Raw genomic sequence first — 16,387 nt, forward strand, 5'->3', positions numbered from 1 at the left:
CCCAGTCGTTCGACCTCCACGTCAACGCGACAGTCGCCGTACCGGTCGTGGGCAAGCAGCTGGAGCGCGTCGTGATGGAAGCGATCCAGTTCAGGCTGCAGAGGAAGTTCGAGCTCGCATGGTCGTGGCTGTCAGGATCACTCTGACGCGGCAGGGCTAGGTCGGAAGTCAAGGCTGCGCTGCCAGCTGTCGATGATGAGGTCGGGTTGTATCCCATGATGCTCATGACCTGCGACTGATCGCGGAAGCACCCTCGGTCCAAGTGCGCCCTGCAGCCTAGTCGCCATCGTCATCACGGATGACGACCACATCTCTCTCCTTGGAAGCAAGGAGCACAACCCAAGGCTCACTTGCTGACGGCATCGATCTCCTCTGATCCCGTGCGAGTAGCGACGCTGGTTGTAGACTTCCACGACTATGGAGACGACTGTGCCGTGGTGGCTGGATAGTGCTTTGGTCGCGCTCGCAGGCTTGGTGGTTTCAGGTGTCGTGACGGTGGTGAGCAAGCGCACCGAGAGGCGCCGGCTGAGCCGCGACGACGTGATGAAGGTGCATCGTGAGGTGATCGATGCCGCCGATCGGCTGCAGGAGCTGCCTGTATGGCCGGTTGAGAAAGGCTCGCCCGATCCGCTGGTCGAGGAGTTGCGCCGCGCGGTGAAGTGGGCAGGGATCTTCGGTGCGCCGAAGGAGAACGAGGCACTCGGACAGGTGTACAAGACTGGCCGAGCGCTGGGGAAGGTGATCTCGGAGATCCGGCTGTCGTCGTCTCCGGGGCGGCGGGACGAGGTGGATCTGCGCGTTCGCCCGTCGCTCGTTGCGGCGAGGCACACCTTCGACAAGGCCGTTGAGCTGTTCGTGGCGCGGTTCCGGGAAAGAGTCGAGATCCTCGGTCCGTATCGGGCGCCGATCGCGACCGATGAGCCGGAGAACGAGTGACGGCGGCTGCTGCCCAGGCACCGTGGAGCGGAGGCCACGCTGCACGGTGGGTACTTCGGTGAGCAACCTTAGAGGCGCGGGAATGCCGAAGAGTGGGCAGGGCATTCGGTGCTCAACTCGCCAGCGTGTCTCGCCTTCGAGGCTCCGAATCTCTAAGTATCGTTGGCCCGTTGGCCCGTTGGCCCGTTGGCCCGTTGGCCCGTTGGCCCGTTGGCCCGTTGGCCCGTTGGCCCGTTGGCCCGTTGGCCCGTTGGCCCGTTGGCCCGTTGGCCCGTTGGCGGGGTGCGTTGTGAGTGGGCGATGGGGGACTGTCGGGGCTGCGCGGCAGGTGCTGGTGGTGGCGCGCACGGTGACGTCGCTGAATCGTGCGCTCGACGTGCTGGCCGTGTTCGCGGACGACCTGCGTGTGCAGGTGAGCTTCGTCGTCAGTCGCGGATCCCGCTTCGGCGCTGAGGTTCCGCGCGTTCTCGAGGAGTTGGGTGCTCGTGTCATCGACTGGCAGCAGGCGGTCGATGAGAGATTCGACCTCGTGATCTCGGCGTCCGACCACGCCGACCTACACGAACTGCGGGGACCGCTGGCGCTGTTCTCGCACGGCGCAGGCTTCATGAAGTACTCGCCTCACAATGACCCGACCGCCGATGAGCGTGCCGGTCTCACCGGCGCGGCGCTCTGGCACGAAGGGCATGGCGTCCCGCACCTGCTCGGACTCTCACACGAGAATCAGCGTGAGCTGCTCGGCGAGCTCGCTGACCGGGCGCACGTCATCGGCGATCCGACACTTGACTCGATGATGCTCCTTGCGGAGCGGCGGGACATCCTGCGCGGGCAACTCGGTCTCTCTCCCACTCAGCGGTTGGTCACGCTGACCTCAACGTGGGGGCCGAGGTCACTGCTGGCCCGCCGGCCGACGCTGCCGGCGCAGCTCCTGGCCGAGCTGCCTTGGGACGAGTATCGCGTCGCAGCCGTGCTGCATCCGAACATTTGGGCAGCCCACGGACCTTGGCAAATCCGGCATTGGCTCAGAACAGCCCTGAGCAGCGGTTTGATCCTCCTACCACCGGCCGGACCTTGGCAGATCGGTCTCGCCGCAGCAGATTGCGTCATCGGCGACCACGGCTCGCTGTCCGCCTACGCTGCAGGACTGAGTCGGCCGCTCATGCTGGCTGCATTCGGCGAGGAGGAGGTGCCGCGGGACACCGCGATGTGGCGGCTTAGCCGGCGGGTGCCTCAGCTCAACCCGAGGCTCGCTTTAGCCGCGCAGGTTCGCCACGCGATCGATCACGTTGAGCTCGACGTACTTCGCGAAGCGGCGGACGACGTGTTCTCGGAGCAGGGAAGGTCGTTGGGGCTCCTGCAGAGGCACCTGTATGACGTCCTTGGCCTCGAGCCGCAGTATCGGCCAACGCCACGCGACGTCCCCGAGTGGCAGACGGCTCCCGAGCCGTCTGCGTTCCACGCCGTAGTGGCCGAGGTCAACGGATCGGACGGCCGCGCAGTTTCCGTGGAGCGGTTCCCCGCTGCACTCCTCCGACTCGCCCGGCCGGGCCTCGCCCATCACCTGGTCGCCCGCCGCGACGCCGACGAGGTAACACTCCAGAATGCCGCAGCGATCATCACGGCAGGAGCGGAACCAGGGGCAGCGGCCCAGACTCTGTCTCGCTATCCGGGTTGTCGGCTGGCCGTCGAAGGCACGGCAGAGGCTGTAGTTCTGACGGAACGTGATGGTACTCGGATTCGTGTCACCGGCCTGGAGGGTCCGCCACCAGCGGCCTGGACAGCGGCGTCGGTGTGGATCCATCTGCGCGCCCGTACACCCGGCGGTGCACGCGGGGCACTCGGTGACGTCCAGATCGCTGTCGGCCGGGCGCGGGGCCGGTCGCGAATCCTACTCGAGTGACGAACGCGCCAATTGTCGACTACCTGATCACCGGAGGTCAGCGAGTCGCTCTTCTACCACCACACGTTCTGGTGACCCCGCGTCGGGGAGGGCCTCCAACAGGCGCTGGAGGCAGGTTCGCTCGGTCGCCGGATCGCCCGCGTCTCGGGCGATCCGGGCGAGCAATGTCAGCGGCGGGATCGCCAGGTCTGTGCTGCCCAAGAGGCCAGCCTGGACGAGGGCGTCGTTGAGCGACTGAACCGCCTGCTCCTGACGCTGAACGCCGTACAGAACCTCGGCGCGGCTGTAAAGGATGCGTGATTGCGCCCGATGATCGTCGAACGACTCGATCACCACGGCCGCCCGGTCCAGTGCAGCCAGAGCCTCGTCGGGCTGTCCGAGGCGGCCGAGCACCCGGCCGCGGAACTGGGCCTGTAGCGCTACGCCGCGCTGGTCGCCTACCTGTTCGTGGCGGATCTCGGACAGTGTGAAGCTCGCCAGAGCCTCAGCGTGCTGGCCCTGGCGCAGGTACACGTGTCCCTGAAAGTCGGCCACGGACGCCCGAAGCGTCAGATTGTCGGTCTGATCAGCGAGAACCGCCGCGGCTTCGATGTCGGCAGTCGCGTTTCCGAACTCGCCCAGCTCCATCCATACCCGACTACGAAAGCAGCGCATCCGTGCTTCGGCGCTTCGGTCCTCGCAACGCTGCGCTGCCTCGACAGCGTGGCTCGCGCCCTCCAGCCACTCCTGGTGGAAGGTCCGGCTGGTATGGAAAGGCCAAGTTGCCTCGAACAACTGCCAGACCTCTTGATCCAGTCCCTGGGCGGCAGCCTCCCGAATGACCTGCAGGATGCTGCTGTGCCAGGCCGAGAACCAGTCCATCGCGTCCATGGGAGTTGCAAAGTCAGACATTGCGGCGGCGCCCTGGACGGTTGAGATGCGCAGCCGGTTCCGGTTGATGCCACGATCAGCCTCGGCCGACAAGGCAACCAATGCCCTGATCATCCGCGTCCGGCGCTCGTCCCGAAGGGACTGCGGGTCAGTGGCTTCTGCCCGGTCGGCGGCATACCGCGATGCGAGCTCCGGCATCACGTATCCGCCACTGACAGGTTGCAGGAGGTTCGCCCGGACCAGGCCCCGAAGCGCCGCCTCTGCTGCCTCTCGTACGTCGAACATCGCGACGATCGTCGCTGTAGGCCAGCGGGTGCCCGGCGCCGCACCGAGGGCATGAAAGAGGTCGGCCGTGTTGTCATCAAGAGAGCGGTAGACAGAACTGAACACGCCGGTCAGTTCATGCCAAGCCTCGCCGGCAGGCCGGAGCTCGGTCATTTCCGCAGCCAGCCGGTCCAGGGTGAGGTCGGACCGACTGCTGAGTCGTCCGGCTGATACATGCAGGCCGAGTGGCAGACCTGCGCAGATCTCGACGATGCGCGCTGCAGCCTCTGATTCAGCCACTACGCGGCCCTCACCGATCACTGCCGACAGAAGAGCCAGCCCGTGCTCGGTATTGAGACCTCCGAGCTTCCGGAGGTGGGCTCCGTCGGCAAGGAGTGCCTCGACCGGGAACTCTCCGGCGGCGATCACCAACGCGTGCGGGGAGTTGGGTGTCAGCTGGGTGACTTGGGCTGCCTCAGTGACGCCGTCGAGGAGGACGAGGATCCGGCGACGGGTGGTAGCGGACAAGAATCGGCTCCGCCGGCTGCGAAGATCGCTCGGGATGGAACCTTCGCTGAATCCAAGGTCCTGGAGGAAGGCGCCCAGCACGTCACTCGGGCTCACGGGGCCGCCCGCCGCGTCGCCGTAATCGAAGTGGATGGCGATCTCGAACAGGTTCCTGAGCTCGGCGGCACACTTGCGCAGCAGCGCTGACTTGCCCGATCCGGGGAGCCCATCGATGGCGACGACGACCGGCCCGGATCGCTCCGACTCAGCCAACTGCGTGACGTCGTGGACCAGGTCGGTCCTATCAATGAAGAGGGATGCCGGCGCCTCGACCGCCCACACGGCGACGTGGTCGCGGAAGCTGAGATCCTCCAGCACCCGTCCGGACTCGCCGAAGACTCGCTTGAGCTCATCGTCGTGCATACCGAATCCATGCCTCCCCGCCTGCGGCCGCGATCACTGAGCGTTCACTCTATGACACCGACCGGTGCCTCGGAGGCTCGGACTGCGCGTCCGCCGCCCTCGAGGGCGTACGATTGTTACCGTTCTTGACGTCGTTCTGGGGATGACAGCGTGGACCCACAGAGCACTGGTGCAGTGCAGCGGTTCGCGCAGCTTGCGTTGGAGCTGTACGACGCGGACGGGGTCATCGACACGGCCGAGACAGTTGCCGACTTCGCAGTCGAGGCGGTTGGCTGCAGTTACTCGGGTATCGCGCTGGCTGCTCGTGGTGCGCCTTTCGAGATCGGTGCTGTCACCGCGCCGGTCGTGGAGACCCTCTACAAAGTTCAGACGGACAGCGGCGAAGGGCCGGTCCTGGCGGCGCTTGCTGATCGGGCCGCCGTCGTGGATCCCGATGTCGTCGGAGAGCCCCAGTGGCCACGCTTCCGGAAGGAAGCGGCCGAGCTCGGTATCGGTAGCGATTTACACATCCCGATCACGCACCGGGAGCGGGCGATCGGTGTGCTGTCGTTGTACTACACAGAGCCTGACGCGTTCCGGGAGGACGACGAGGCCGCCGCATCTATCCTCGCGCGGCACGCTGGTGTTGCCGTCGCCACCGCCGTACAGGGCCAAACAATCGCCCAGGCCGTCGAGTCCCGCAGACTCATCGGCCAGGCATCAGGAATCCTGATGGAGCGGTTCGGCATCGATTCCGATCGGGCGTTCGCCATCCTGCAGCGCTGTTCCCAGAACACGAATACAAAGTTGCGCGCTGTGGCTCAGGATCTGATCGACACGCGCAATCTCCCCGGAGCCAACTCCAGCAGGCCGTGACCGGCAAGTTGAAGTCGCGCGCTTTCGGCGTGACCGGTCCAGGAATGCTTTCGTCGCCACGCGAAGTCTGCAAGGCCCCATAACTCCGTGATCGCCGCGCTCGTTGAAGTAGTTGCCGGAATCAAGAACGGTGGGGATGGCCAGGCACGGGACCGGCCATCCCCACTGGGCTCCAGCGGCTGCATGCCCGGCGGGTGGAAGGCAGGCCCGCCTGAAGCTCATGGGTGACGTGCTGTGCCTTCTCGGGTTGGTTACGGTTGAAGGTCCCAGAGGGCGCTGATCGGCATGGCGCGCAGTTTGGTGCCGAAGGGGAGGGTCTGCTGCCCGGTGTGCAGAACTACGCCGGCGATGAAGTCATCGCCTAGTCGATCCTGGAGATGCCGCAGGCCGCGGAAGTCGTCGGAGCGTGGAGTTGATGACGCCTTGACCTCGATGCCGACCACTTGCCCGCGGCGGTTCTCCAGTACAGCGTCGACCTCGACCTGATCGCGGGCGCTCACCCTCTGTTATGCACCTGCCTGCAAATCTGCCACTCCTCGACAGCAAATCTGCCGTCCCGCTAGCTGCACCTCTGCCGGTCCGGCTCATCGGGGTTACGGTGTTGTGAGGGTGGCTGGTTGTGGGGAGGCGTGCACTGCAGGAGGTGGGGCTTGACGGCGCCGCCTCAGCTGACAAGACTAGCGTTTGCTCGTTAAAGAGGAGGCGTGTCCATGAACGGCGTACACGACATGGGTGGTTCGCATCAGGTGGGCGCCATCGCCCCCGAGCCTGACGAGCCGGTCTTCCATGAACGCTGGGAAGGCGTGACCTTCGGGGTCCAGGTGGCCGGCGCGACGGCCGGATATTGGACTTCCGATGAGTACCGCTTCGCCATTGAACAGATGCCGCCCGCGGAGTATCTCTCCACGAGCTACTTCGAACATTGGCTCAGCGCAATGGAGAAGATCTTCATTGCCAAAGGGCTGTTCACGCAGGAGGAGTATCGGCGTGCGCTCGATGCGGCCCGCGCGGATCGGTCACCGGCCGCCGGTGAGGCCGAACCCGTCCCGCCCGAGCTGTTGGAAGCAGTTGGCAATGTCATCGCACAGGGTGGCTTGTGTAGTCGTGACGTGCCCCAAGCGCCGCGATTCCACGTGGGTGACGCGGTCCAGGCAAGACGAGACGCACCTTCCGGCCATACCCGCCTCGCGCGCTATGTGCGGGGAGCGACGGGGGAGATCGTCATGAGCCACGGTGCCTTCGTTTTCCCGGACACGCTCGCCGAAGGTCGTGGTGTCGAACGACCGCAGTACGTGTACGCCGTCCGCTTCGTCGGCACCGAGTTGTGGGGCCGCGACGCTGAGCCGGGTACGACGTTCACCATCGACCTCTGGGAGAGCTACCTGCAATCGGCGAGAGGCTCGACCTCATCGCCAACCATCACGAATCGCGGCTGACCAGAAGAGGGACTCATGGGTACCGACCACGGACATCATCCCGCCGAGCTGAGCGAGGCGGAGGCTCGCGCCAAGGCGCTGGAGTCACTTCTGCGGGAGAGGGGGCTTGTCGCCGGTGATCTGATCGACCGCGTCATCGAGCGATACACCACCGACATCGGCCCGCTCAATGGCGCTCGGGCGGTGGCACGCGCATGGGTCGACGACGATTATCGGGCTCGGCTCCTGGCTGACGCGACCGCCGCATTGCAGGAGCTGGAGATCGGCGGCATGCAGGGTGAGCACATGGTGGCGGTCCCGAACACCGACACGGTTCACAACGTCGTCGTTTGCACGCTGTGCAGCTGCTATCCGTGGCCGGTCCTCGGGCTCCCACCCCGGTGGTACAAGGACGCTCCCTACCGTTCCAGGGTGGTTCGGGAACCGCGCGCTGTGCTCAACGAGTTCGGTACGACGCTTTCGGATGACGTCGAGGTCCGGGTCTGGGACTCCAGTGCCGAGCTCAGGTATCTGGTGCTGCCGCAACGTCCGGCCGGCACCGACGACTGGACGGAGGAGCAGTTGCGAGAACTAGTCACTCGGGACTCGATGATCGGTGTGACCAAGGCTGTCGGACCTCATCAGGCGACTTTCGGCAGCGATGGGGCCCAGACATGAGCGCCGAGTTGAAGCTCGCCCAGCTGCCCGAGGCGAGTTCGCCGCCGCGGAGCAACGGCGAGTTCGTCTTCGACGCGCCGTGGCACGCACGTGCTTTCGGTCTGGCGGCTGTCCTCGTGGAGCAAGGGCTCTTCGACTGGGATACGTTCCGTGATGCACTGATCGCAGAGATCGCCAGGACCGGGCAGAACGGTCCGGACGAGTACTACGCGTGCTGGCTCCAGGCTCTCGTTTCCACCTTGACCGCCTCGGGCGCGGTTGACGAGAGCGTGCTCTCCAGGCGAGCGGCTGAGTTCGCCGCGCACGCCCGCGACGAAGTGTTCTGACAGAGCCGGTTCCTCATGTTCACCTCCCGGTTCCCTTGACGAACCAGTGTTCACTCATCAGACTTACGAGCGTTCGCTAGTTTAGTATCGGAGAGCCATCATGAAACGTCAGCTGGTTGGCGCCGCGGTCGCACTGATCACCAGTACGGCGCTCGCGGCCTGTGCCTCGACCACCAAGTCCTCCGACAGCGCGGGCGGATCATCTGCAGGGCCGGTTCAAGTGGCCGGCAGCGATGAGGTCGACGCCTCGACGATTTGCGGGATCAAGCCCACAACCGTTGCACTCGCCGACGGGTTCGGCGGTGATACCTGGCGCAAGACGGTACTGGCCGAGCTGAAGGATGAGGCGGCCAAGTGCAAGAACGTCACCGAGGTCCGCTACGCCAACGCGAACGGCGACCAGCAGAAGGCCATCTCGGACATCAACGGTTTTGCCGCTCAGGGCGTGGACGTGATCGTGGTGTTCCCGGACTTCGGCGCCGCGATGATCCCGGCGATGCGATCCGCGATGAAGTCCGGGGCGACGGTCATCGACTACTTCGTCGATCTCGGTGGTGTTGCCGGGCAGGACTACACCAACCAGGTCGTCCAGGACTCCGTCGGCGTGGGACGCAATTGGGCGGACTGGTACGGCACGCACCTGAAGAACGGCAACGTGACGATGCTCGGCGGCCCGCCTGGGGCGAAGTCGTCCCAGGCGTTCTGGACAGGATTCACCGAGCAGCTCAAGAAGTACCCGGGGATCCAGCTCGTCACCAATGACTACGTCGCCACCAGCTGGAGCGCTGTCGAGGCCCAGAAAGCCGTTGCCGGGCTCATCGCGAAGAACCCCAAGATCGACGGAATCGCCTCCGACTACGGTGTCACCGCCTCGGCCGCCGTCAAAGCGTTCCAGGCAGCAGGGCGACCGGTCCCGGCGATCGCCAACATCGCGTCGAACAACGAGATCGATTGCGCCTGGAACGACCTCAACGCCAAGGGATCCGGCTTTCCGTTCTACTCCGCCGAGAAGACCACAACGCTGGTCCGCAATGCGTTCCGGCGCGGGATGGCGGACTTCCAGGGCATCGAGCTGAAGGAACCAGCGCGGGTCGCCATACCGGTCGGCATCGACACCTACGATGGCAAGAACCCACCCTGCGACAAGTCGGCACCGCCAGATGCGGACCTGTTCTCTGGCCTCACCAAGGCCCAGTTGCAGGAAGTGTTCGCACAATGACTGGAAGCCCTCCTCCCGTGGCGAACGCACGCGCTGCACCATCGAGCCACTCGGCAGCCACCGAGCAGGCGTACGACGGGAGTCACGACACGGGTGTTCTCCTGCGGCTCGAATCCGTCACGAAGTCCTTCCCCGGAGTGCGTGCACTCGACGACGTATCGATGGACGTCGTTGCCGGTGAGGTGCACGGTCTGGTGGGGGAGAACGGAGCCGGCAAGTCGACCTTGATGGCCGTTGCCTCAGGCGCGCTGATGCCGGACAGCGGAACGGTCGTGGTCTCCGGTCACGAGGTGGGCAGCGATCCGGCGCAGATTCGTTCACTGGGACTCAGCATCGTGCGGCAGGAACCTGCGCTGATGCCCGACCTCACAGTGGCCGAGAATCTGCTGTTGGGTGTGCCGGCCTCGGTGCGGACGACCGCCGGCGATGCGGCCAGGTGGGCGCGCAAACAGCTGTCGGCATGGAGCGAGACCGTCGAGATCCGACCGTCGACTCGCGTGTCAGCGCTGAACCCCTCACAGCGATTCATCGTCGAGATCACCAAGGCCCTCAGCCAGGAGCCGACGGTGCTGGTACTTGACGAACCGACTGAGCATCTGGCCCGCGAAGACGTGGACCGGCTCTTCGAGAAGATCCGCGATGTCTGTTCGCGCGGTGCTGCCGTCGTCTACATCTCGCACCGGATCAAAGAGGTCCGCCAGGTCGCCCACCGGCTCACGGTCCTCCGTGACGGGCAGGCGCAGGGCACATTCGCCGCGGCGGAACTCGGCGAGCAACAGATCGTCGACCTGATCGTCGGCCGCGAGGTGGACACCGCGTTTCCTGCGAAGGTCACGATCCGGACCAACGGGCCGGACCGGCTCGAGCTCGAATCGTTCTCCGGGCCGGGCTTTGCGCCAGTGGACCTCGTCGTACGTCCGGGGGAGATTGTTGGCCTGGCCGGGATCGACGGCAACGGTCAACGCGAGATCCTCCGTGCCGTCGCGGGGCTGCTCCCGTCGCACGGCACAGTGAGGGTCGACGGCCGGGGCCGGGGTGTCGGCTCGACCACGAGGGCGGCCAGGGCAGGCATCAGCTACCTTCCGGGCGATCGGCATCGGGAAGGTATCTTCGCCGAGCTGAGCGTCCGGGAGAACTTCGCGGTGCGGAACTTGGGCACCATCGGTCGGCTGGGCTGGATCAGGGCAGGTGCTGAGCGGCGGCTGACCGACGAAGCGATCAACGAGCTGCGGGTGAAGACGCCCTCGACAGAGACCGCGATCGGATCGCTGTCCGGCGGGAACCAGCAGAAGACGGTGCTTGCAGGTGTGTTTGCGTCGAGTCCGTCGGTGATCCTGGCCGACGAACCCACTCAGGGAGTCGACATCGGGGCTCGACTTGAGATCTACCAGCAGCTGCGCCGGAAGGCGGCAGACGGAACTGCCGTACTGGTGCTGTCATCGGATGCCTTCGAGCTTGCCGGACTCTGCGACCGGGTGCTGATCGTCTCGCGCGGAAAAGTGGCCGCGGAGCTGACCGGCGACGATGTCACCGAGCGCCACATCACACAGGCGGTGCTGACGGCGACGACGACGAGGGATCCGGCACACCGGACCCGCGGCGGGATCTGGAAGGCTCTTGACTACACCGCAGCGCCGTCGTTCCTCATCGCGCTGGCGATCATCGCCCTGGGCGTTTTCACTGCTAGCCGCAGCGAGTTCTACCTGAGTGATCGGAACCTCGGCGGAGTCCTGGCGCTGACCGCGACATTGGCCTTGGCTGCGTTCGGTCAGCAGGCCATCATGATGACCGGCGGGATCGACCTGTCCGTCGGACCCCTGATGGGTCTCGTGGTGGTCATCGGTTCCTTCTATCTCGTCGATGGCACCCCAGCTGGTCTCCAACTCTGGGGATGGCTTCTCATCCTCACGGTTCCGTTGGGGATCGGAGTACTCAACTGGACCTTGATCGACCTTGTCGGCCTGCACCCGATGGTCGCAACGCTTGCGACGTTCATGGGGATCCAAGCCTGCTCGCTGCTCCTCCGGCCAGTGCCGGACGGATTGATCTCACCGGCCATCACCGAGTCCCTCAGCGTTGTCGCCGGACCGGTACCGGCCGCGATCCTCGTCGTCGGGCTGGCGGCAGTGGCGCTGGAGTTCCTGTTGTTCCGGTCTGTTACCGGCATGCGCCTGCGCGGCGTAGGCTCGCAGGCTGAGGCGGCTCGAGTCGCCGGCGTCCGTGGTCGCCGCGTCCGGCTGGTTGCGCATCTTGCCTGCTCGGCGTTCGCAGGTCTGGCCGGGATCACGCTGATGGCGCAGATCGGTTCCGGCGACGCGAACGCCGGTACGAACTACACGCTGCAGAGCATCGCCGCCGTAGTGATCGGTGGAGCGAGCATATTTGGTGGGCGAGGCAGCTTCGTCGGGGCGTTGATGGGTGCCCTGTTACTCACCCAGGTCTCCGGCGTGACGACGTTCCTGAACCTCAATGACGCCTGGCAGTCCTACCTCCTGGGAGGTCTGACGATCCTCGCGGTCACCGCCTATTCCTTGAGCCGCCGACGCGCGCTGGCCCGGTGAAGGAAGCACTGATGAAGAGAACGACGCACTCCCTGGGCGAGTTCAGCTGGATCTGGCTCGTCACGCTTGCGGTGTTCGGGCTGTCCGCGCTGATGGCGCCTGGCAGCGTGCAGCCGTCGTCGTTGGTCAACATGCTTCCCTTCGCCGGGATCCTCGCCATCGCCGCAGTTGGTCAGACGTTGGTGATCCAGCAGCGCGGCCTTGACCTGTCCGTGGCGGGCAGCGTCACCCTCGGCGGAATCCTGGTCGGCCACTTCACCGCGGCCGGGTATCCCGTCGTCCTGTCCTGGTCGCTCGCCGTGGCGGCGACGACAGTCGCAGGTGCGCTGAGCGGCGTTCTGGTCGCCCGCCTTTCGATCACTCCCTTGGTCGCGACGTTAGCTGCGAACGCCCTCCTCCTGGGCGCGGTCCGGAGTGTCTCCAGCGGATTCCCCGTGTCTGCCTCCGACAATCTTCGAGAGTTCGCCCGCGGCAGGGCACTGGGAGTGCCGCATAGCATGCTGCTGGCACTGCTCTTTGTGGTCGTCGCCGCACTGGTCACCAGGAAGACGGTGGCCGGGCGGCGCTTCACCGCGGTAGGCGCCGGGGAACGCGCGGCCGAAGCGGCCGGCGTACCGGCGTGGCGCTACCAGTTGGGCACGTACTCGGCCGCCGGGTTCTGTTACGGCACCGCTGGCATCCTTCTGACCGGCTTCATCGGGAGCGCCAGCCCTGACATGGGCAACGGATATCTGCTCCCGGTCATCACGGCTGTCGTCGTAGGCGGGACACCCTTCACAGGTGGTCGAGGCAGCGTTGTGGCCTCGGCTGTCGCTGCACTATTCATGACCCAGCTGTCTCAGCTCGCCCTGTCGCTCGGTGTGCCCAGTTCTGGTCAACTTCTCCTGCAGGCATCGGTCCTCGTCCTCGCCGTGGCTGTACGCCGGATACCCTTCCGAATCCTCAGGTCCGGATGGCCAAGGGTCGCCTTGCCGGTGTCTCGAGAAAGGTGACGGTGCGATGAACTTGGATGACGTGGCTGCCGCGCTCGAGCGGCGGGGCGTGCCGTTGACCGGGATCGGCATTGTGGCTGAGACAGTGGACAGCCTGCTCCGGCTGGCCGAGGATGTCTCGGCCGCTGCAGGTGCGGATCCAGCCGCGTTCCCGCTGCTGGTGATGACGAACAAGGAGCTCAACGGTGAGCGGTGAGCACGTCAGCGATGCGGTAGCCCTTCTGCGCGAAGGGCAGGTATCGAGCGAGGAGCTGACCCACGCTGCCCTGGCGAGGATCGAGCAGACCGACGCGAAGCTCAATGCCTACCTGGCCGTGACCGCTGAAATCGCGCTGGCACAGGCTCGCGCTGCCGATCAACGGCGCGCGGCGGGGGATCGGGTCGGACCGTTGCTCGGCGTGCCGTTCAGTCTCAAGGACAACATCGACACCTCCGGCGTTCCGACGACCTGCGGATCCGGCTTCCTGCGCGATCGCGTGCCTGATGCGGACGCGTCCGTCGTACGACGTCTGCGCGCCGCCGGTGCAGTCATGGTCGGCAAGGTCAACCTGCACGAGTTCGCCTGGGGCGGAAGCACGGAGAACGAGCACTTCGGTCCGACGCGGAATCCCTGGGACCTCACTCGGAATGCGGCCGGATCGAGCGGCGGATCAGGTGCCGCGGTCGCTGCCGACACATGCACCTTCAGCCTCGGAACCGACACCGGTGGATCGATTCGCCTGCCGGCATCGGCCAACGGGGTCACCGGCCTGCGTCCAACCGTGGGGCTCATTAGCGACGACGGCGTCTTTCCGCTGGCTTGGTCCATGGATACCGTTGGCCCACTCGCACGTTCTGCCCGAGACATCGCTCTGGTTCTGCGGGCGATCGAGGGACCGGAAGGCGTGGGTCCGGCAGCGGAGGCCCATCGCCGGTCCGAGCCCGATGTCCCTCACGACCTGACGGGTCGCGTGATCGGCTGGGACGAGGAGTTCGCATCCGGCGGCTGCCTGCCCGGCGTACTGGCGGCGCTCAAGGCTGCGCTGGGTGAGATGGAGTCACTCGGAGCGAAGATCGTCCCGGTGTCGTTGCCGGACACGGAGCTTGTGCAGAAGGCGTGGTCGGTGATCCACATTGCCGAGCCGGCAGCGGTGCACCGTGAACTGTTGCGCAAGCATGCCGACGAGTACGGCGCGGACGTTCGTGCGCTGCTGCAACTCGGCGAGTTGCTTCCCGCCACGGACTACATCCAGGCTCAGCGGTTCCGGTCGGCAGTTCGCTCTCGCACCTGGGCGGCTCTGCGGGGGGTCGATGTGCTGGCCTTGCCGACGGCGGGGTGGATACCGTCCGTGCTGGGCCGCAACCCGTTGGACGCGGTCAGGGACTTGACCGGAGTGACCACCGGGCTGCGCTTCTACACCTGTTTCGCGAGCATGCTGGCGGCGCCGGCACTGACGATCCCGGTCGGCTTTGCCGAGGAGCTTCCGGTCGGCTTGCAGTTGGTAGGACGGCCATTCGAGGACTCGACGCTTCTGGCTGCCGGCGAGGTGTTCCAGAATCACACGGACTGGCACCTACGACGTCCGCCGGTCTGAGCACGGCCTGTCAGGCGGAGGTGGGAGCCTGGCCCGGCGGTCGGTAGGCGACGTCGAGCTGCGCGGCTCGATCAAGCTCCTCGGGAGTCAACAGCACAGTCGCTCGTGAGTGCGCTGTCCCGCTGGCGTTGGTGTTGAGCGCGAAAGCGGCGGCGGTGGCATTGTCGGGTAGCTCACCGATGACGATCAGGTCGTCGGGGCCAAAGGCGTAGTAGAAAGCCTCGAGCCGACCGCCTGCTTGCTCGAACATCGCTCGCACCGCCTCGTGCCGAGCCGATCCCCCCTCACCGGCGAGCCCGCGGCTGCCCTCAGGGGTGTACGTCACTTGCCACAGAAAGCGCGGCATCTCGCCTGCCTCTCGGTCGGTCCTTTGTGACCACGCTCCCTGGTGATCCAGGGATTTGGCAAGAGATGAGTTGCCGGAAGCAAGAATTTTCAGGCGGTGCTGCCCGGTGCGGGGCGTCGAAGCATCAGTGCTGCACGGCGCAGGACACAGACAACCTCGTCGCGCTGGTTGAACGCCCGATGCTCGAGCTCGACGATGCCCGCCGTGGGGCGGCTCTTCGACTCACGAACGGTCAAGACCTCGGACTCGACCCGCAGCGTGTCGCCGATGAAGACCGGCTTGGGAAATTGGATCTCCTTGAAGCCCAGATTGCCCAATGTCGTACCAAGCGTCAGATCGGCGACGTGGATCCCCGCCACCAGCCCGAGGGTGAAGACACTGTTCACGATGCGCCGGCCGTAAATCGACGTACGAGCGAACTCCTCGTCCAGGTGGAGCGGCTGCGGATTCATCGTCAGCGTGGTGAAGAGCAAGTTGTCGGTCTCCGTGACCGTACGAGTGGTGGCATGCCGGAAGACGGCACCTGGCTCGAAGTCCTCGAAATAGCGTCCGCTCATGGCGTGGTTTCCTCACTCTTTCGGCCGGCGTTGGCCAGGATGTCCCGGGCATTCTGGGCGTGGGCCAGATCGATGTGCTCCCCGTCGAACACGACTGCGCCCTGTCCCGCCAGCGCTCCGGATTCGTAGGCTGCGACCATCGCGGCGTAGCGCGCCAGGTCCTGCTCGGACGGTGTGTACTCCTCGTTGACGATCCCGACATGGCTCGGGTGAATCACCACCTGACCACCGAAGCCAAGGTCGCGGTTGGTCGTTGCGAACGACCGCAGACCCTCGAGATCCCGCAGGTCCTGCCACAGCCCGAGGACGACGTGCCTGACGCCGGCTGCACGAGCCGCGAGCACGACCCTGCTGCGCAGGAACAGCGTCTCCATTCCTTCGGCGGTCCAGCGGAAGCCGACCTCGCGAGAGATGTCGGCATCCCGCGCAGCGGCCGCCATCAGACTGACAACCCGGGGACCGGCAGCGATTGATTCGATGTTGACCAGCGACTTGGCAGTCTCGAGCGACGGGATCACCCCGATGTCGCCCACCGGAAGGCCGGCGGCGATCTCGAAGTGCCGCAAGAGGGCGTCGAAGGCGATGAGATCGTCAATTGAGTAGATCTTGGGGACGAGTACGGCGTCGAGGCCGGGTCTCACGACTGCTTCGAGATCGGCGCCGAAATGGGGAGTGTCAAGTGCGTTGACTCGCACGACGACGCCAACTTCGGTGGTGGCTCGCAGCCGGTCGACCGAGGCGGCGGTTAGGGCGCGGGCCGATGCCTTGTCCTGTTCGGGGACAGCGTCCTCGAGGTCCAGGATGAGCGCATGGGCGCCCGAAGCGACTCCCTTGTCAACCCAGGACTCCTTGTGTCCAGGGACGAAAAGGAGCGAGCGATACGGTAGCATCTCAATCCCCTCTTACGAACGATCGTTTGTTAGTTTTATCATCGCGTTGACGACGGGTCAACGCCGAGGGAGAG

General features: G+C 65.6%; 16 protein-coding genes. 11 read left to right on the top strand and 5 right to left on the bottom strand.

Translation table 11 applies throughout. The features are described 5' to 3' along the window. Positions 1-417: 417 nt before the first annotated feature. Complete coding sequence (locus tag ABD231_RS31370) at positions 418-936, top strand: hypothetical protein (protein WP_344159969.1); 519 nt, start codon at positions 418-420, stop codon at positions 934-936. A 289-nt stretch (positions 937-1,225) separates the two neighbouring features. Next, positions 1,226-2,836 (top strand): hypothetical protein, encoded by a 1,611-nt coding sequence (locus ABD231_RS31375; protein ID WP_344159972.1) that lies wholly within the window; start codon positions 1,226-1,228, stop codon positions 2,834-2,836. Positions 2,837-2,863: 27 nt separating this feature from the next. On the opposite strand, the gene ABD231_RS31380 is transcribed toward ABD231_RS31375, so the two are convergent. Continuing rightward, complete coding sequence (locus ABD231_RS31380; RefSeq protein ID WP_344159975.1) at positions 2,864-4,900, bottom strand: NB-ARC domain-containing protein; 2,037 nt, start codon at positions 4,898-4,900, stop codon at positions 2,864-2,866. 150 nt (positions 4,901-5,050) lie between these two features. Between ABD231_RS31380 and ABD231_RS31385 the strand changes: the two genes are divergently transcribed. Next, positions 5,051-5,755 carry a GAF and ANTAR domain-containing protein gene (locus ABD231_RS31385; RefSeq protein ID WP_344159978.1) on the top strand — a complete coding sequence of 235 codons (705 nt, stop codon included), beginning with the start codon at positions 5,051-5,053 and terminating at the stop codon, positions 5,753-5,755. Positions 5,756-6,006: 251 nt separating this feature from the next. Here ABD231_RS31385 and ABD231_RS31390 read toward each other — a convergent pair whose 3' ends face one another. Beyond that, the gene (locus ABD231_RS31390; protein ID WP_344159982.1) at positions 6,007-6,255 is read right to left on the bottom strand and encodes a hypothetical protein; all 249 of its coding nucleotides are present in this window, start codon (positions 6,253-6,255) and stop codon (positions 6,007-6,009) included. Between the two features lie 210 nt (positions 6,256-6,465). Between ABD231_RS31390 and nthB the strand changes: the two genes are divergently transcribed. The 8 genes from nthB (at position 6,466) to ABD231_RS31430 (ending at position 14,520) form a co-directional block, all read left to right on the top strand. After that, on the top strand, positions 6,466-7,191 hold the full coding sequence (gene nthB / locus ABD231_RS31395) for a nitrile hydratase subunit beta (protein WP_344159985.1): 726 nt from the start codon (positions 6,466-6,468) through the stop codon (positions 7,189-7,191). Positions 7,192-7,206: 15 nt separating this feature from the next. Next, complete coding sequence (gene nthA / locus ABD231_RS31400) at positions 7,207-7,848, top strand: nitrile hydratase subunit alpha (RefSeq protein WP_344159988.1); 642 nt, start codon at positions 7,207-7,209, stop codon at positions 7,846-7,848. Next, the gene (locus tag ABD231_RS31405) at positions 7,845-8,174 is read left to right on the top strand and encodes a nitrile hydratase accessory protein (RefSeq protein WP_344159991.1); all 330 of its coding nucleotides are present in this window, start codon (positions 7,845-7,847) and stop codon (positions 8,172-8,174) included. Before nthA ends, ABD231_RS31405 begins: the two co-directional genes overlap by 4 nt. A 100-nt stretch (positions 8,175-8,274) precedes the next feature. Further along, positions 8,275-9,393 (top strand): substrate-binding domain-containing protein, encoded by a 1,119-nt coding sequence (locus ABD231_RS31410; RefSeq protein WP_344159994.1) that lies wholly within the window; start codon positions 8,275-8,277, stop codon positions 9,391-9,393. Between the two features lie 17 nt (positions 9,394-9,410). Next, positions 9,411-11,954 carry an ATP-binding cassette domain-containing protein gene (locus ABD231_RS31415; protein ID WP_344159997.1) on the top strand — a complete coding sequence of 848 codons (2,544 nt, stop codon included), beginning with the start codon at positions 9,411-9,413 and terminating at the stop codon, positions 11,952-11,954. Between the two features lie 11 nt (positions 11,955-11,965). After that, complete coding sequence (locus ABD231_RS31420; RefSeq protein WP_344160000.1) at positions 11,966-12,946, top strand: ABC transporter permease; 981 nt, start codon at positions 11,966-11,968, stop codon at positions 12,944-12,946. A gap of 7 nt (positions 12,947-12,953) precedes the next feature. Beyond that, a complete protein-coding gene (locus tag ABD231_RS31425; protein WP_344160003.1) occupies positions 12,954-13,142 on the top strand; it encodes a hypothetical protein in 189 nt (62 codons plus the stop codon). After that, positions 13,132-14,520, top strand: coding sequence for an amidase (locus ABD231_RS31430; RefSeq protein ID WP_344160006.1), 1,389 nt, complete (start codon positions 13,132-13,134; stop codon positions 14,518-14,520). The genes ABD231_RS31425 and ABD231_RS31430 overlap by 11 nt, the downstream gene beginning before the upstream one ends. Before the next feature lie 10 nt (positions 14,521-14,530). Here the strand turns inward: ABD231_RS31430 and ABD231_RS31435 are convergent, their stop codons facing one another. The 3 genes from ABD231_RS31435 to ABD231_RS31445 form a co-directional block, all read right to left on the bottom strand. Further along, positions 14,531-14,866, bottom strand: coding sequence for a GYD domain-containing protein (locus ABD231_RS31435; RefSeq protein WP_344160008.1), 336 nt, complete (start codon positions 14,864-14,866; stop codon positions 14,531-14,533). Between the two features lie 89 nt (positions 14,867-14,955). Next, on the bottom strand, positions 14,956-15,423 hold the full coding sequence (locus ABD231_RS31440) for a MaoC family dehydratase (protein WP_344160010.1): 468 nt from the start codon (positions 15,421-15,423) through the stop codon (positions 14,956-14,958). Then, positions 15,420-16,313, bottom strand: a complete 894-nt coding sequence (locus ABD231_RS31445) for an HpcH/HpaI aldolase/citrate lyase family protein (RefSeq protein ID WP_344160013.1) — start codon at positions 16,311-16,313, stop codon at positions 15,420-15,422. The genes ABD231_RS31440 and ABD231_RS31445 overlap by 4 nt, the downstream gene beginning before the upstream one ends. Positions 16,314-16,387 lie beyond the last annotated feature (74 nt).

Origin of the sequence: Kribbella yunnanensis (assembly GCF_039529655.1) — a bacterium.
GTDB classification, from domain to species: domain Bacteria; phylum Actinomycetota; class Actinomycetes; order Propionibacteriales; family Kribbellaceae; genus Kribbella; species Kribbella yunnanensis.

Coding starts and splice junctions, on each gene's coding strand:
- ABD231_RS31370 (WP_344159969.1), top strand. CDS start 418: ATGGAGACGACTGTGCCGTGGTGGCTGGATAGTGCTTTGGTCGCGCTC.
- ABD231_RS31380 (WP_344159975.1), bottom strand. CDS start 4,900: ATGCACGACGATGAGCTCAAGCGAGTCTTCGGCGAGTCCGGACGGGTG.
- nthB (WP_344159985.1), top strand. CDS start 6,466: ATGAACGGCGTACACGACATGGGTGGTTCGCATCAGGTGGGCGCCATC.
- nthA (WP_344159988.1), top strand. CDS start 7,207: ATGGGTACCGACCACGGACATCATCCCGCCGAGCTGAGCGAGGCGGAG.
- ABD231_RS31405 (WP_344159991.1), top strand. CDS start 7,845: ATGAGCGCCGAGTTGAAGCTCGCCCAGCTGCCCGAGGCGAGTTCGCCG.
- ABD231_RS31410 (WP_344159994.1), top strand. CDS start 8,275: ATGAAACGTCAGCTGGTTGGCGCCGCGGTCGCACTGATCACCAGTACG.
- ABD231_RS31420 (WP_344160000.1), top strand. CDS start 11,966: ATGAAGAGAACGACGCACTCCCTGGGCGAGTTCAGCTGGATCTGGCTC.
- ABD231_RS31425 (WP_344160003.1), top strand. CDS start 12,954: ATGAACTTGGATGACGTGGCTGCCGCGCTCGAGCGGCGGGGCGTGCCG.
- ABD231_RS31435 (WP_344160008.1), bottom strand. CDS start 14,866: ATGCCGCGCTTTCTGTGGCAAGTGACGTACACCCCTGAGGGCAGCCGC.
- ABD231_RS31440 (WP_344160010.1), bottom strand. CDS start 15,423: ATGAGCGGACGCTATTTCGAGGACTTCGAGCCAGGTGCCGTCTTCCGG.
- ABD231_RS31445 (WP_344160013.1), bottom strand. CDS start 16,313: ATGCTACCGTATCGCTCGCTCCTTTTCGTCCCTGGACACAAGGAGTCC.